This is a genomic window from Cupriavidus nantongensis (assembly GCF_041726985.1).
GTDB lineage: Bacteria > Pseudomonadota > Gammaproteobacteria > Burkholderiales > Burkholderiaceae > Cupriavidus > Cupriavidus nantongensis_A.
The window spans coordinates 639,536-655,915 of the sequence record NZ_CP168302.1; the positions used below are offsets into that span (position 1 = coordinate 639,536).

The window sequence follows — 16,380 nt, forward strand, 5'->3', positions numbered from 1 at the left end:
GGCGGCGGGTCCGGGTCGCGGCCCGAACCCACAGATGCGATGCAGGCGTTCAGTGCAGGTGGTTCAGCGCGACATCGAAGATGTCGAAATTGCGCAGCACGGCCTTGCCGGGAATGCCGGCGGTGGCGCGGTTGAACACCAGCGGCACGGTCTGCTCGGACACGCCGCCGTGCGAGCGCAGCGGCGCGTCGAGGCCGGACAGGTCATGGCGGCTGCGGCTGGTGCCCAGCACCACGTGCTTGTCGCTGGTGACCACCAGGTCGCCGACGCGGTCGGGCGGCAGCTCGAAGCGCGCGCAGGCGTCGGCGTTGGTCAGCACGCTTTCCACGCCCTGCAGGTCCGACAGGCGCGCCTGGATCGCTGCAGCGTCGGCATCGTCGGGCAGGTAGATGGTGGCGTAGGAGCCCAGCGCGCCGTGGTGGACCACGTACGGATCGGTGATCGGCAGGATCACGCGCGCGCCGCCGTCTTCCACGCCGCGGCCCAGCCAGGCATCCAGCTGGTCCTGCAGGTAGATCACGTTGGGCGCCTTGGTGGCCGCGTCATGCTTGGCGTTCATGCCGTGGTCGGCGGTCAGCGCCACCACGCAGCCGATTTCGTCCAGCCGCGCCAGGTACTTGTCCATCATCGCGTAGAAGGCATTGGCGCCGTCCGAGCCGGGCGCGAACTTGTGCTGGATATAGTCGGTGGTGGACAGGTACATCAGGTCCGGGCGGCGTGTTTCCATCAGGCGCACGCCGGCGGCGAAGACAAACTCGGACAACTCGGCGCTGTAGACGTCCGGCACCGGCATGCCCACCAGCTCGAGCACGCCGTCGATGCCGTTTTCCGCCACGGTGGCCTGGTCGGCCTTCTCCGACGAGAAGCAGATGCCCCGCATGCCGTGGCCCAGCAGCCGGCGCAGCTTGTCCTTGGCGGTGACCACGGCGACGCTGGCACCGGCCTCGGCAAAGGCGGCCAGGATGGTGCCGGCGCGCAGGTACTTGGGGTCGTTCATCATCACTTCCTCGCCGCGCCCGCCGTTGGCGCTGCGATCGAAGAAGTAGTTGCCGCAGATGCCGTGCACCGCGGGCGGCGCGCCGCAGACGATGGACAGGTTGTTGGGGTTGGTGAAGGTGGGCACCACGCAGGCACCGCGGAAGGCCGAACCGGCCTCCAGCAGCCGCTTCAGGTAAGGCGCGCTGCCGCTGGCCGCGGCGGCTTCCAGGTAATCGAACTCGCAGCCGTCGACGCAGACCACCACGACGGGCTGCTGCATCCAGCGATAGCTGCGCTGGTTGACGGTAATAGTGCGGGCGTTGGTATCGGGCATGGTCGGTTCCTGTGCGGGATCGCGGTCGCTAAGGTGGTTGGTAAGGCGGTAGCTGAATTGGATTGGGTCAGGCCGGATCCGTGTCAAGCGGCGGCATCGGCGCCGTCGCCGGTAGCCGATGGGTCCACCGCGGCATGCATGCGCGCGCGGCCGCGCTCGACGTGCTCGCGCATCAGGCGCGCGGCCAGTTCACCGTCGCGCGCGGCGATCGCCGAGACGATGGCGCGATGCTCGCGGGTGGAATCGGGCATGGCGGCGTGGCTGCGCGACAGCGCCTCGCGCCGGAACAGCGTCAGTTCCTTGACCAGGCGCCGGTAGGTCTCGAGCAGCTTGCGGTTGCCGGCCAGCTCGACCATGCGGTCGTGGAACGACAGGTTCAGCCGCGTGTATTCATCGACATCGCGCGCCTGGCTCGCCGCGTCGAGCGCCTCCACCAGGGCGCGCAGTTCGCGCAGGCCCTCGGGCGTGATGCGCGCGGCCAGCTGCCGGCCGATGAATTCGTCCAGCACCGCGCGCAGTTCATAGATCTCATCGGCTTCCTCCACCGAGATCGCGCGCACGTACACGCCGCGGTTCTTCTCGGTGCGCAGCAGGCCGGCCTGCTCCAGCGCACGGAAGGCCTCCCGCACCGGGCCGCGCGACACATTGAGTTGCCCGGCGACTTCGATCTCGTTGAGCTTGGCGCCCGGCGCCAGTTCGCCGGACATGATCCGCAACTCCAGCTCGCGCTGCACCAGGGTGGTCAGCGACTGGCTCTGCAGGATGGTGATTTCGCTCGCCAGCGGGGCTTGGCGTGACATGAACACTCCCGTTTGTGACGGATTCAGCAGTATCGAAAATCCTTATTGCCATTAAAGCAAGCGGTTTGTATATTGTCAACAATCAAGACATCGGCGCAGTCAGATGGGTGACGAAGCAAGCGCCAAAAGTCGGGCACATGTCTTACAAGTGTTGTAGCACAAGGGTTTCACGGTGATTCGATGTTGTGCAGCGCGCCCCATGGCATTGCAACAGATTCACCACATTGACACATTTCTCCACCTACAATGCCGGAAGGAGTCCCCATGCAACCGTCCTTCACCACCACCTTGCGCACCGCCGCGACCCTGCTTGCGTTAGCCGCCTCCGGCACCGCGCTGGCCCAGAAAACCACGCTCACCGTCTATACGGCGTGGGAAACCGAGACCCTCAAGCCCTATGCCGAGGGCTTCGCCAAGGTGGCGCCCGATATCGAGCTGAAATACGTTCGCGACTCCACCGGCGTGATCACCGCCAAGGCGCTGGCCGAGAAAGCCAACCCGCAGGCCGACGTGATCGCCGGGCTGGCGGCCTCGAGCCTGGAGCTGCTCAAGCAGGAAGGGATGCTCACGCCCTACACCCCCAAGGGCTTCGAGAAGCTGACGCGCGACTACAGCGACAAGGCCAATCCACCGTCATGGGTGGGGCTGGATGTCTGGGGTGCCACCATCTGCTTCAACACCATCGAGGCGAAGAAGCGCAACCTGCCGCGCCCTGAAACCTGGAAGGACCTGGCCAAGCCGGTCTACAAGGGCACCATCGTGATGCCCAACCCGGCCTCGTCCGGCACCGGCTTCCTCGACGTGACCGCCTGGCTGCAGCTGTTCGGCGAGCAGGACGGCTGGAAGTACATGGACGCGCTGCACGAGAACATCGCGCAATACACGCATTCCGGCTCCAAGCCATGCAAGCAGGCCGGCTCCGGCGAGTTCCCGATCGGCATCTCGTTCGAGCTCCGCGCGCACAAGACGCTGGCCTCGGGCGCGCCGATCGAGATGATCTTCCCCAAGGAGGGCCTGGGCTACGACATCGAGGCGGCCGGCATCGTCAAGGGCACGAAGAAGATGGAGGCCGCGCAGCGCTATATGGACTGGCTGGCCAGCAAGGAAGCCAATCAGCTGTTCGCCAAGGACTGGGCCATCGTCGCCTACCCCGGCGTGGCGAGAAAGGTCGAGACCATCCCGGCCAACTACGAGCAGATGCTGGTCAAGAACGATTTCGGCTATATCGCCAGGAACCGCGAACGCGTGCTGACCGAATGGCAGAAGCGTTATGCCAGCAAGTCGGAGAAGCAGCCCTGAGCGCCTGAGCGCCGTTTTGTCCCGGTGCCGCCCGCCCGACTCTCGGGCAGGCGGCGCCGGGGTCCCCCACAGAACACACCAGGCCCCACGCCATGCAGACCTCCACATCCACGGCCGAGACCTACCTCAGCCTGAAAGGCATCCACAAGCGCTTCGGCGGCAGCAGCGGCGCCTTCGTCGCCCTGCACAATATCGACCTCGACGTGCGCCAGGGCGAGCTGCTGTGCTTCCTGGGCCCGTCGGGCTGCGGCAAGACCACGCTGCTGCGCATCATCGCGGGGCTGGAATCGCAGAACGCCGGCACCATCCACCAAGGCGGGCGCGATATCTCCACGCTGCCGCCGATGGAGCGCGACTACGGCATCGTGTTCCAGTCCTATGCGCTGTTCCCCAACCTGACCGTGGCCGACAACGTCGCCTACGGCCTGGTCAACCGGCGCATGCCGCGCGACCAGCGCCGCGCGCGCGTGGCGGAACTGCTGACGCTGGTGGGGCTGCCCGACCGCGGCAACCAGTACCCGGCGCAGCTGTCGGGCGGCCAGCAGCAGCGCGTGGCGATCGCGCGCGCGCTGGCCACCTCGCCCGGCCTGCTGTTGCTGGACGAGCCGCTGTCGGCGCTCGACGCGCGTGTGCGGGTGCGCCTGCGCAGCGAGATCCGCGCGCTGCAGCAGCGGCTGAACATCACCACCATCCTGGTCACGCACGACCAGGAAGAGGCGCTGTCGATGGCGGACCGCATCGTGGTGATGAACCAGGGCGCGATCGAGCAGGTCGGTACCCCGGCGCAGGTCTACCAGCGCCCGGCCACGCCGTTCGCGGCGGACTTCGTCGGCAAGACCAACATGCTGGGCGCGCGCGTCTGCGGCGACGGCGAGCTGCACCTGGGCGGCGTGCGCATGCGCTGCGCCGCGCCGGCCGGCTGCTGTCCCGACGAGGACGTGCAGGTGTTCTTCCGCCCCGAAGACGTCTGCGTGCGCGGCATCGAACAGCATGGCCCCAACGTGCTGGAGGCCACCGTCGACAAGATCGAGTTCCTCGGCGCCTTCTCGCGGCTGACGCTGCGGCTGCCCGACGCCGCGCCCGCGACAGCCGGTGCCGCCGCGCCTGGTGGCGCGCTCTATGCCGACCTCTCGCTCAATGACCTGCACGAGCTGCGCCCGCACACCGGCGACCGGCTGCGCCTGGCCATTCCCGCTGACCGTATCCGCATCTTCCGCCACGCATGCGCATGAGCCTCACTGCGGCGCCGGTCACCACGTCTGCCACCCTGCCGGCTACCGATACCCTAGCCCCCGCCTCGGCCAGTGCGCCGGCGGGGCCCGCCAACCCTGGCGCGCAGCCCACGCCGCCAGCGCTGGTCGCCACCGCGGTGCGCGCGCACTGGACCGACCGCCTGGCCCACGTGCTGCTGGCGCTGGCCGCGCTGGCGCTGGCCGGCTTCGTGCTGGCGCCGATCGTGATGATCCTGGCCAAGAGCGTGCAGAACCGCGACGGCACCCTGGCCGGCATCGCCCACTTCCGCGCCTACTTCGAATCGCCCGCGCTGCTGCGCTCGGTGTGGAACAGCCTGTGGGTCTCGGCGCTGGCCACCTGCATCACGGTGCCGCTGGCGTTCGGCTTTGCCTATGCGCTCACGCGCAGCCGCATCGCCTGCAAGGGGCTGCTGCGCAACCTGGCGCTGATCCCGCTGCTGGCGCCCTCGCTGCTGGCTGCAATCTCGTTCATCTTCTGGTTCGGCAACCAGGGGCTGTTCAAGCCGTGGATGGGCAGCACGCAGATCTACGGGCCGCTCGGCATCGTCGCGTCGCTGGTGTTCGCCACCTTTCCGCATGCGCTGATGATCCTGATCACGGCGCTGTCGCTGACCGACGCGCGGCTGTATGAGGCCGCCGATGCGCTGGGCACCTCGACCGTGCGCAAGTTCTTCACCATCACCGTGCCGGGCGCGCGCTACGGGCTGGTCAGCGCGGCGATGGTGGTGTTCACCTATGCGATCTCGGACTTCGGCATCCCCAAGGTGATCGGCGGCAACTTCCATATGCTGGCGACCGATATCTACAAGCTGGTGATCGGCATGCAGGACTTCTCGCAGGGCGCGGTGGTGTCGCTGATGCTGCTGGTGCCGGTGGCCGTGACCTACTGCGTCGACGCGCGTGTGCAGCGCCGCCAGATGGCGCTGATGTCGGCGCGCTCGGTGCCCTACGTGCCGCGTCGCAGCCCGCGCTTCGACCTCGCCATGGCGGTGTTCTGCTGGCTGATGGCGGCGCTGATGCTGGCGGTGATGGGCATGGCGGTGTACGCGTCCTTCGTCAAGCTGTGGCCGTACAACTTCTCGCTGTCGCTGAACCACTACCGGGTCGGGCTGGTCGAGGGCGGCGTGGTCGATTCCTACCTGAACAGCCTGCGCATGGCGGGGCTGGCCGCGGTGATCGGGCCGGTCTTTATCTTCGCCACCGCCTACCTGCTGGAGAAGACCCGCGGCATGGACTGGCTGCGCGGCTTCGTGCGGTTGATGGCAGTGCTGCCGATGGGCGTGCCGGGGCTGGTGCTGGGGCTGGGCTATATCTTCTTCTTCGTGCCGCGGGCCAACCCCTTGCACGGGCTGTACCAGACCCTGGGCATCCTGGTGCTGGTGACCATCGTCCACTACTACGCGTCGTGCCACCTGACCGCGGTGACCGCGCTCAAGCAGCTCGACAGCGAGTTCGAGGCCGTGTCGGCGTCGCTCAAGGTGCCGTTCTACAAGACCTTCTTCAACGTCACGGTGCCGGCGTGCCTGCCCGCCATTCTGGAGATCTCGCGCTACCTGTTCATCAATGCCATGACCACGGTCTCGGCGGTGGTGTTCCTGTACGGCGCCGACACCAAGCTGGCCTCGGTCGAGATCGTCAACCTGGACGAGTCCGGCGACATCGGACCGGCGGCGGCGATGGCCACGCTGGTGGTGCTGACCTCGGCCGGCGCCTGCCTGCTCTATTACCTGCTGCAACGCGTGCTCGATTGCAAGACCCAGGCCTGGCGCCAGGGCCAGTCCGACGACTGACTTTCCGACCGGCTTTTTATTCCCACTCCTTCCCAATCAGGAGCTCAACATGATTCGCGGCAACGACCCGATCCTTCTGACCCCCGGCCCCCTGACCACCTCGCTCGCCACCAAGCAGGCCATGCTGCGCGACTGGGGCTCGTGGGATGCCGCCTTCAACACCATCACGCGCAGCCTGTGCGACGACCTGGTGCGCATCGTTCACGGCGAAGGCACCCATGTGTGCGTGCCGATGCAGGGCAGCGGCACCTTCTCGGTGGAAGCGGCGATCGCCAACGTGGTGCCGCGCGACGGCAAGGTGCTGGTGCCGCAGAACGGTGCCTACTGCCAGCGCATCCTGAAGATCTGCAAGGTGCTCGGCCGCGCCAGCGTGGAACTGCCGATCCCGGAAGACCAGCCCGCCAGCGCAGCGCTGATCGAGGAAGCGCTGCGGCGCGACCCGTCGATCACGCACGTGGCGCAGGTGCACTGCGAGACCGGCGCCGGCGTGCTCAACCCGCTGCAGGATATCGCGCTGCTGTGCCAGCGCCTGGGCAAGGGCCTGATCGTCGATGCCATGAGCTCGTTCGGCGCGCTCGAGATCGATGCGCGCACCATGCCGTTCGACGCGCTGGTGGCCGCGACCGGCAAGTGCATCGAGGGCGTGCCCGGCATGGGCTTCGTGCTGGTGAAGAAGGACGTGCTGGAAGCCAGCCAGGGCAACAGCCACTCGCTCGCGCTGGACCTCTACGACCAGTACGTCTACATGCAGAAGACCACGCAGTGGCGCTTCACGCCGCCCACGCACGTGGTGGCGGCGTTCCGCGCGGCGCTGGACCAGTTCCTGGAAGAAGGCGGCCAGCCGGTGCGCGGCGCGCGCTATCGCCGCAACTGCGACACGCTGGTAAAGGGCATGGCCGCGCTCGGCTTTCGCGCCTTCCTGCCGGCAGCGGTGCAGGCGCCGATCATCGTCACCTTCCACGCGCCCGCCGATGCACGCTATGACTTCAAGACCTTCTACGCCAAGGTGCGCGAGCGCGGCTATATCCTGTATCCGGGCAAGCTGACCCAGGTGGAAACCTTCCGCGTCGGCTGCATCGGCGCCATTGACGACAACGAGATGCGCAACGTGGTGACGGCGATCGGCGAGGTGCTAAGGGAGATGGGGATCGAGATGCAGGGGCAGCTGGCGGAGGCGGCCTGAGAGGCTGAGCGTCCCCCAATCGCGAGCAGCAAGCTCCCCTCTCCCGCAAGCGGGAGAGGGGAGAAAACATGCGGGTTCGCGAAACGTCCCGACGCAGCAAACCCCAAGAACCAACCACCCCCCTCATGTCCCTCCCCCCCGATTTCCACGGCCTCGCCTTTGCCGCCGTGATGCTGTCGGCGCTGATGCATGCGTCGTGGAACGCCATCGTCAAGATCGGCGGCGACCGGTTGTCGTCGATGGCGCTGATCGACACCTTCTGCCTGCTGGTGGCGCTGCCCTTCCTGTTCCTGGTGCCCATGCCCGCGCCGCAGGTGTGGCCGTTCCTGCTGGCCACGGTGGCGCTGGAGGTGGTCTACAAGCTGTCGCTGGTGGCCGCCTACAACCGCGGCGACTTCAGCCAGGCCTATCCGCTGATGCGCGGCTCGGCGCCGATGATGGTGGCGATGCTGCTGTTGCTGAGCGGCAGCGAACGGCTGGGTCCGGGCGGCTATGCCGGCATTGCGCTGATCTGCCTCGGACTGGTCAGCCTGGTGCACTGGCGCCGACAGGCGCCCGACCTGCTTGGTTTCGCGCTGCTGGCCGGGGCCTGCCTGGCGGGCGGCACCGTGATCGACGGCACTGCGGTCAAGCGCCATGGCGAGGTGCTGACCTACATCGTCTGGCTGCAGGCGATGTCGCATGTGTTCATGCCCGGCTATGCCTTTGCCCGCCGCGGCACATCACTTCTGGCGCTGCTGCGCACCGAATGGAAGCGCGCCGGCATCGGCGGCATCAACCGCGTGGGCTCGTATGCGCTGATGCTGTGGGCCATGACCATGGCGCCGGTGGCCAAGCTGGCGGCGCTGCGCGAGTCCAGCGTGATCTTTGCCGCGCTGCTGGGGCACTTCCTGCTTCGCGAGGCCTTCGACCGGCGCCGCGTGGTGGCTACCGCACTGGTGCTGCTCGGCATCGTCACATTGCAGCTGGCGCGCTGAAGCTTTGACGGCCTTGTTGCATTTTGCGTTGTTTATTGGCGTTTTGTGGCATACCATGGCAATCATCCTCCACCGCCTTCGCCCCGCGCGTTGACCACCATGTCCATCCCTTCCCAAACCCGCGTCGTTATCATCGGCGGCGGCATCATCGGCTGCAGCGTTGCCTACCACCTGACCAAGCTGGGCTGGACCGACGTGGTGCTGCTCGAGCAAGGCCAGCTGTCGTGCGGCACGACCTGGCACGCAGCCGGACTGGTCGGCCAGCTGCGCTCGCAGGAAAGCATGACCAGGCTGATCCGCTATTCCACGCAGCTCTACAGCGAACTGGAAGCGGAAACCGGCCTCGGCACCGGCTGGAAGCAATGCGGCTCGCTGTCGATCGCGCGCACCGCCGAACGCATGACGCAGCTGCGCCGCACCGCCGCGGTGGCACGCGCCTATGGGGTCGAATGCGAGGTGATCTCGCCCGCGCAGGCCGGTGAACTGTGGCCGGTTATGCGCACCGACGACCTGCTCGGCGCGGTCTGGCTGCCGGGCGACGGCAAGGCCAACCCGACCGACCTGACCCAGGCGCTGGCGCGCGGCGCGCGCAGCCGCGGCGCCCGCATTGCGCAGGACACGAAGATCACCGCGATCCATACCCGCGATGGCCGTGCCACCGGCGTCAGCTGGCGCAACAAGGCCGGCGACGAAGGCCGCATCGAAGCCGAGATCGTGGTCAATTGCGCCGGGCAGTGGGCACGCCAGGTGGGGCAGATGTGCGGCGTGACCGTGCCGCTGCATTCGGCCGAGCACTACTACATCGTTACCGAGCGCATTGCCGGCGTGCATCCCGACCTGCCGGTGATGCGCGACCCGGATGGCTTCATCTACTTCAAGGAGGAAGTGGGCGGGCTGGTGATGGGCGGCTTCGAGCCGGACGCCAAGCCTTGGGGCATGCAGGGCATCCCGGAGCCGTTCGAGTTCCAGCTGCTGCCCGACGACTGGGACCAGTTCCAGATCCTGATGGAAAACGCGCTGGTGCGCGTGCCGGCACTGGAAACCGCGCAGGTCAAGCAGTTCTACAACGGCCCGGAATCGTTCACGCCGGACAACAACTTTATCCTCGGCGAGGCGCCGGAGCTGCGCAACTTCTACGTCGGCGCGGGCTTCAACTCGATGGGCATCGCCTCGGCCGGCGGTGCCGGCATGGCGCTGGCCGAATGGATCGTCGCGGGCGAGCCCACCATGGACCTGTGGCCGGTCGATATCCGCCGCTTCGCCGGCTTCAACGGCAACCAGAGGTGGCTGCACGACCGCATCAAGGAAACGCTCGGGCTGCATTACGCGATGCCATGGCCGAACCGAGAACTGGAGACCGCGCGCCCGTTCCGCCGCTCGCCGCTGTATGCGCACCTGCGCGATGCCGGCGCCAATTTCGGCAGCAAGATGGGCTGGGAGCGGCCCAACTTCTTCGCGCCGGCGGGAACGTCGCCGCAGATCGAATACGCCTTCGGCCAGCAGAACTGGCTGCCGTGGAGCGGCGCCGAGCACCGCGCCTGCCGCGAGGGCGTGGCGCTGTTCGACATGAGTTCGTTCTCCAAGTATCTGGTCAAGGGCGCCGACGCTGAGGCGGTGCTGCAGTACGTGATGAGCAACGACGTGGCGGTGCCGCCTGGCCAGACCGTCTATACCGCGATGCTCAACGAGCGCGGCACCTATGAGTCCGACCTGACCGTGACCCGGCTGGCGCACGACCAGTACCTGGTGGTGACGGGCTCGGCGCAGACCACGCGCGACTTCAGCTATATCGAGCGGCTGATCCCCGCGGACAAGCGCTGCGTGATCGTCGATGTCACCGGCCAGTATGCGGTGCTGGCAGTGATGGGACCACGCTCGCGCGAGCTGCTGCAGCAGGTGTCGCGCGCGGATTTCTCCAATGAAGGCTTCCCGTTCGGCAGCTCGCGCGAGATCGACCTCGGCTACGCGACCGTACGTGCGACCCGCCTGACCTACGTCGGCGAGCTGGGCTGGGAACTGTACGTGCCGGTGGAATTCGCCGTGGGCGTGTACGAGGCCCTGCATGAGGCCGGCCGCACGCTCGGGCTCGTCAATGCCGGCTACTACGCGATCGAGTCGCTGCGGCTGGAAAAGGGCTACCGCGCCTGGGGCCGCGAGCTGTCGCCGTCGGTCAACCCGTTCGAGGCGGGACTGTCGTTCGCCTGCAAGCTGGCCAGCGGCATCGATTTCCGCGGGCGTGAAGCGCTGCTGCGGCTGCGCCAGGCGGGCGCGCCCAAGCGGCGCATGGTGGTCATGTCGGTCGACGGCGCCAGCGATGCCATGCTGTGGGGCGGCGAGGCCGTGCTGCGCACCGGCCCCGACGGCAGCGTGCGCGCGGTGGGATCGCTCAGTTCCGCCGCCTTCGGCCATACGCTGGGCTGCCCGGTCGGCATGGCGCTGCTGGCGCGCGAGGACGGGCCGGCCGATGCGGCGTGGCTGGAAGCCGGCAGCTACCACGTCGACCTCGCCGGCGCCCTGCTGCCCGCGCGCGTGCACCTGCGCGCGCCCTACGATCCGGCGTCGGCGCGGCCGAAGGCTTGACCGGAAAGCCGGCGGGGGAATATTCGCGCCGGCTGATAACCACTATTCAACGCCCCGCCTTGAGGTAAACCCTAGGCCACGGCGACAATCGCGGGGTCAGCGCAGCCGTTCAGCGCCAGGACCATGACAACCATGCCCCGCCCCGATTCACCCGCGCCGCAGCCGTAGTGACTGGCGGCACGCCATGCCCTGCAGCGGCCGCACCATCGCGGCCGCGTCCCCTGAACACCTGAACCGTATCCGCGCCAGCCCCCGGGCTGGCCCGCGGATGGCTGCCCTTGCCGCGCAATCTTGCGCAATCCCCAAGGAAATCCATGCCCAGCTTCAACCCTTCACGACGCACCTTCCTCAAAGCCAGCGTCGTGGCCGGGGTGTCGGTCTATATCGCACCCATCGGCGGCAAGGCTTTCGCGGCCTTGTTCGAAGACAAGATCCTGACCCCCGTGCAGTGGGACGCCAAGGCCGGCGCCCCCCGGTTCCGCATCGACGGCATCGCCAAGGTCACTGGCGCCAAGGTGTTTGCGCGCGATATCCGCTCGCGCGACATGCCGCACTGGCCGCAGCAGCAGTCGCACGCCTTCATCCTGCGCGCAACCCGGGCCGACCGCGTCTATGCGGGCTTCGACCTCGGTGTGCTGGGCGACGAACTCAAGCCCGACCGCGTCGTCACCGCCGACGACCTGGCCCGCGACGGCGTCGCCTTTCCCGCCTTCTACGGCGACGACATGCTGCTGCCCGCCGGGAAGACGCCAGCCTACCTTGGCCATGCGGTGGCGATCCTGATCTACCATGACTTCGCGCGTTTCCGCTTTGCCAAGGACAAGCTCAAGTTCCGCGACGACGTGATCCGCTATGGCGCCAGGACCGGGCCGCTGGAACGCGATCCGTGGGGCACCTTCCGCTTTGTGCGCGTGGGCGGCGCCACGCCCTATGCGGACGACGTGTTCTCGAGCCTGAAGCAGGCGCCGGTGTTCCCCAGCATGATGCGCAAGCACCAACCGGTCTGGCCGGACGGCAAGGACCACGGCCAGCTTGGCGAACAGGGCATGCACCACGCCGCGCGGATCCGCGCGCAACTGGCCAAGCCGTCCGACGACTGGCTGGTGCTGGAGCGCGAATACAACTCGCAGTCGGTCGATACCGCCGCGCTCGAGCCCGACAACGCCAACTGCTGGTACGACGCCGCCGCGCAGGCGCTGCACATGGTGGTGCCGACGCAAGGCCCCAATGAGGTCGCCGAAAGCGTGGCCGCGATGCTGGCGAAGGCCAAGGGTGCATTCCCGGTGAAGCAGGTGTTCCTGCACCCGTGCTACACGGTCGGCTACGGCTCCAAGGACCACTACAACTTCCCGTTCTATGGCCTGGTCACGGCGTTGTACGCCGACGGCAAGCCGGTGCGGCTGGCCAACGACCGCTACGAGCAGTTCCAGACCTCGATCAAGCGCCACGCCTTCAGCATGCGCTACCGCATCGCGGTGGACCGCAAGACCGGCCTGTTCCAGGCCTTCCAGGGCGACCTTGAAGCCAACGGCGGCGGGCGCTCCAACTTCTCGCCGTCGGTGGCAATGGTCGGCGCCACCGCGGCGCAATCGATCTATTACTTCCCCAACAACGACCTGACCGCGGTGGCGATCGCCTCGCGCGCCGTCGACGCGGGCTCGGCGCGCGGCTACGGCACGCTGCAGAGCATGGCGGCGACCGAGATGATGGTCGACGAGTTCGCCGAGCAGCTCAAGCTCGACCCGATCGAGTTCCGGCTGAAGAACGCGCTGCGCTCCGGCATGAAGAACACGCAGGGCGCGATCCCGGCCGGCGCGATCCGCGTCGACGAAGTGCTGGAAGCGGCCAAGGCCTATCCGCTGTGGACCAATCGCGCCAGCAAGAAGGCGGAGTATGAAGCCGCCCACCCGGGCCGCCGCTATGGCGTGGGCTTTGCCTGCGTGCAGAAGGACTTCGGCACCGGCGCGGAAGCCTCGTTCGCCAAGGTCGAGCTGAAGGCCGACGGCAGCATCGTGCTGCATCACTCCGGCGCCGAGATCGGCACCGGCATGTCGACCTCGCAGGCCGCCGCGGTGGCGCGCTGGCTGGGCAAGCCCGCGGGCGAGGTGCGCACCTCCGTCACCGACTGGACCGACCTGCCGGTGACGGCCTCCGGCGACCCCTACCTGATGAGCCAGGCCGAGCAGGACAGGCTGTCGGCCAATCCGCGCTGGTCGCCGGCCTATGCGTCGCCCGCCAGCGCCACCAACTCGGCCTACTACTTCACGCACAGCACGCGCGAGGCCGCGCGCGTGGTGTTCCTGCACGGCCTGTGGCCGGCGGCGATGGCGATCTGGAGCCAGGGCATCGGGGGCGGCCAGGCCGCTTCGCTGGTGGTGCGCGTGGAAGACGCGCGCTGGGTCGACGGCAAGCTCAGCGCCGGCGGGCTGCAGGCGCTGCCGCTGGAGCAGCTCGCGGCCAAGGCGCATGAGCTGGGGCTGGTGACCGGCGCCACCGTGCACGCCTTCAACCGCTGGCAATGGAGCGAGGCCGATTTCGACATCAACGGACAGGCTGCGCGGCTGCCGGTCGATGGCCTGTCGGTGCGCTACGGCAACGGCGCCGATGCTGCACGCAAGGCGCGCATGCGCAGCCCGGGCGGCTGGCATGTGCTCGATCGCAGCAAGGTCCATATCGCGCCCACACAGCGCAACAACGCCGCGGTGACCTACTACAGCGCGGTCGGCACCTTCGTCGAGCTGTCGGTGCACGAGGCCAGCGGCAAGGTGGAGATCCTGTCGCACCACTCGATCATGGAATGCGGCACGCAGCTGTCGCCGCAGCTGGTGTCCGGCCAGCTGCAGGGCGGCATCGCCATGGGCATCGGCCACGCGCTGCATGAGTACCTGCCGCTCTACGAGGACGGCCCCGGCAATGGCACCTGGAACTTCAACCGCTACCACCTGCCGCGCGCCAGCGACGTGGCGGTGTGGAGCCAGACCGGCACGGTGCTGCCGCCGGTCACCGAAACCGACCCGCCCAAGGGCATCGCCGAGGTGGTGATGATCCCGGTGGTGGGCGCCATCGTCAACGGCATCGCGCATGCCATCGGCCACCGCTTCACCGACCTGCCGGTGACGGCGGCCAAGATCCAGGAGGTACTGGCATGAGCATCGCCACCCAGCCCATCACGCTCAACATCAACGGCAAGGACGTCGGCCCCGTCGACGTGCCCGAAGGCCTGATGATGATCGATTTCCTGCACGAATACCTGGACCTGACTGGCTCGCGCCTGGGCTGCGGCCAGGGCATCTGCCACGCCTGCGTGGTAATCCACGACAAGCCCGACGGCACCAGCGAGGAAGTGCGCAGCTGCATCACCGGCGCGCACTGGTTCCATGGCCGCAAGGTGCGCACCGTGGAAGGCCACGGCAAGCGCAACGAGCAAGGCGAGGTGGTCGAGCTGACGCCGGTGCAGCAGAAGTTCCTGGAGCATTTCAGCTTCCAGTGCGGCTACTGCACGCCAGGCTTCGTCAACGGCGCCACCATCCTGGTGGAACAGCTCAAGCGCAAGCCGGTGCCGAAGGACCAGGTCGAGGCCACCATTACCCGGGCGCTGGACGGCCATATCTGCCGCTGCACCGGCTACGTGCGCTACTACGAGGCGGTCAAGGACGTGATCACCAGCACGCCGGGCCTGGTGCTGGACAGCGGGAGCGACAAGTGATGCAGCGCACGCCCCTGATGATGGCCATGCGCGCCGCGCTGGCAGCCCTTGCAGCGGCCGCGGTCATGGCCGGCTGCGGCAGCCGCACCGAAGCCATTGCCCCCGCTGCCGACCAGGCGCCACAAGGCCAGCTGTCGCCCGCCGAGCAGATCGCGCGCGGCCGCTACCTGGTGCGCGCCGCCGACTGCGCCGCCTGCCATACCGCGCCGCAGGGCGCGCCGTTCGCCGGCGGCGTCGAGCTGGCCTCGCCCTTCGGCACCTTCTACGGCACCAACATCACGCCGGACAAGACCCACGGCATCGGCAACTGGAGCGCGGACGACTTTTACAAGGCGCTGCATGACGGCAAGGCCCCGGGCAAGCAGCTCTACCCGGCGATGCCGTACACCTCGTACCGCGGCCTGTCGCGCGCGGACTCCGATGCCATGTACGCCTACCTGATGCAGGTGAAGCCGGCCGCGGTGGCCAACCGCCCGCACGACCTGCAGTTCCCGTACAACCTGCGCTTCGCGCTGGCGGGCTGGAACCTGCTGTTCCTCGAGGACAAGCTGCCGGATGCGTCCAAGGGCAATTCGGAATCGTGGCAACGCGGCCGCTACCTGTCCAATGCGCTGGGCCATTGTGCCGAATGCCACACGCCGCGCGCCGCGTTCGGCCGGCTGGACCTGTCGAAGCCGCTGGCCGGTTCCGCGCTGGCGCGCGTCGGCGCGCCGGACATCACGCCCGCCGGCCTGGCCGCGCGCGGCTGGACCGCCGCCGACCTGCAGCAGTTTTTCGCCACCGGCATCGCGCCGCAAGGCTCGGCCTTCGGCGAGATGTACCCGGTGGTGCATCTGAGCAGCCAGTACCTGAACCAGGCCGACCTGGCCGCGATGAGCACCTACCTGCTCGGCGACCAGCCGCCAGCGCCGCAACCGGTCAAGGCCGTGAACGCCGACGCCGCGCAACTGGCACCGGGCCGCCGCCACTATGTCGCCGTCTGCGCCGGCTGCCACGGCCGCGAGGGCGAAGGCAAGCCGCACGTGGCGGTGTCGATGGCCGGCAACTCGACAGTGCGCAACGCCGACGCGCGCAACCTGATCGTGTCGATGCTCGACGGCATCGCGGCGCAGCGCTTTCCGGGCGTGGAGGCGATGCAGGAAATGCCGGGCTTTGCCGAACGCATGAGCGACGAAGAGCTGGCGCAGCTGGCCAACTACCTGCGTGCGACGTGGGGTGGGCAGGCGGCGGATGTGAAGCCGGGTGATGTGAAGGCGCTGCGCGCGGCCGGGCCGGGGCATTAAAACGTCCGCCGGTTTGCTCCCCTCTCCCGCTTGCGGGAGAGGGGCCGGGGGAGAGGGCAGGCGCTGGCATACCAACGCGCTTTACTTCGTGGAGGCTCCGGCCCTCTCCCCCACCCCTCTCCCGCTCGCGGGCGAGGGGAGCGATTGCGCGGGCCAGCAGCAAGCGCGAACGCTGTTGCATAACCACCGAATCCATT

Annotated in this window: 11 protein-coding genes; 9 read left to right on the forward strand and 2 right to left on the reverse strand. The window is 68.0% G+C overall.

The features are described 5' to 3' along the window. Positions 1-49 precede the first annotated feature (49 nt). Entirely contained in the window at positions 50-1,312 is a 1,263-nt protein-coding gene (phnA, locus tag ACEI37_RS02665; RefSeq protein WP_373377200.1) for a phosphonoacetate hydrolase, read from the reverse strand. Positions 1,313-1,395: 83 nt separating this feature from the next. Further along, positions 1,396-2,112 carry a phosphonate utilization associated transcriptional regulator gene (locus ACEI37_RS02670; RefSeq protein WP_373377201.1) on the reverse strand — a complete coding sequence of 239 codons (717 nt, stop codon included), beginning with the start codon at positions 2,110-2,112 and terminating at the stop codon, positions 1,396-1,398. Positions 2,113-2,376: 264 nt separating this feature from the next. Between ACEI37_RS02670 and ACEI37_RS02675 the strand changes: the two genes are divergently transcribed. The 9 genes from ACEI37_RS02675 to ACEI37_RS02715 all read left to right on the forward strand — a co-directional run bounded on the left by ACEI37_RS02675 (position 2,377) and on the right by ACEI37_RS02715 (position 16,183). Beyond that, positions 2,377-3,411, forward strand: coding sequence for a putative 2-aminoethylphosphonate ABC transporter substrate-binding protein (locus ACEI37_RS02675; RefSeq protein ID WP_373377202.1), 1,035 nt, complete (start codon positions 2,377-2,379; stop codon positions 3,409-3,411). A 92-nt stretch (positions 3,412-3,503) separates the two neighbouring features. Further along, complete coding sequence (locus ACEI37_RS02680; RefSeq protein WP_373377203.1) at positions 3,504-4,643, forward strand: putative 2-aminoethylphosphonate ABC transporter ATP-binding protein; 1,140 nt, start codon at positions 3,504-3,506, stop codon at positions 4,641-4,643. Beyond that, on the forward strand, positions 4,634-6,454 hold the full coding sequence (locus ACEI37_RS02685) for a putative 2-aminoethylphosphonate ABC transporter permease subunit (protein WP_373377204.1): 1,821 nt from the start codon (positions 4,634-4,636) through the stop codon (positions 6,452-6,454). The genes ACEI37_RS02680 and ACEI37_RS02685 overlap by 10 nt, the downstream gene beginning before the upstream one ends. A 49-nt stretch (positions 6,455-6,503) precedes the next feature. Then, positions 6,504-7,637, forward strand: a complete 1,134-nt coding sequence (locus ACEI37_RS02690) for a 2-aminoethylphosphonate--pyruvate transaminase (RefSeq protein WP_373377205.1) — start codon at positions 6,504-6,506, stop codon at positions 7,635-7,637. Between the two features lie 125 nt (positions 7,638-7,762). Then, entirely contained in the window at positions 7,763-8,614 is an 852-nt protein-coding gene (locus ACEI37_RS02695) for an EamA family transporter (RefSeq protein ID WP_373377206.1), read from the forward strand. Between the two features lie 99 nt (positions 8,615-8,713). Continuing rightward, a complete protein-coding gene (locus ACEI37_RS02700; protein ID WP_373377207.1) occupies positions 8,714-11,194 on the forward strand; it encodes an FAD-dependent oxidoreductase in 2,481 nt (826 codons plus the stop codon). Between the two features lie 314 nt (positions 11,195-11,508). Beyond that, positions 11,509-14,343, forward strand: coding sequence for a xanthine dehydrogenase family protein molybdopterin-binding subunit (locus tag ACEI37_RS02705; protein WP_373377208.1), 2,835 nt, complete (start codon positions 11,509-11,511; stop codon positions 14,341-14,343). Then, entirely contained in the window at positions 14,340-14,900 is a 561-nt protein-coding gene (locus ACEI37_RS02710; protein WP_373377209.1) for a (2Fe-2S)-binding protein, read from the forward strand. Before ACEI37_RS02705 ends, ACEI37_RS02710 begins: the two co-directional genes overlap by 4 nt. After that, positions 14,900-16,183, forward strand: a complete 1,284-nt coding sequence (locus ACEI37_RS02715; protein ID WP_373377210.1) for a c-type cytochrome — start codon at positions 14,900-14,902, stop codon at positions 16,181-16,183. The genes ACEI37_RS02710 and ACEI37_RS02715 overlap by 1 nt, the downstream gene beginning before the upstream one ends. The last annotated feature ends 197 nt before the right edge of the window (positions 16,184-16,380 follow it).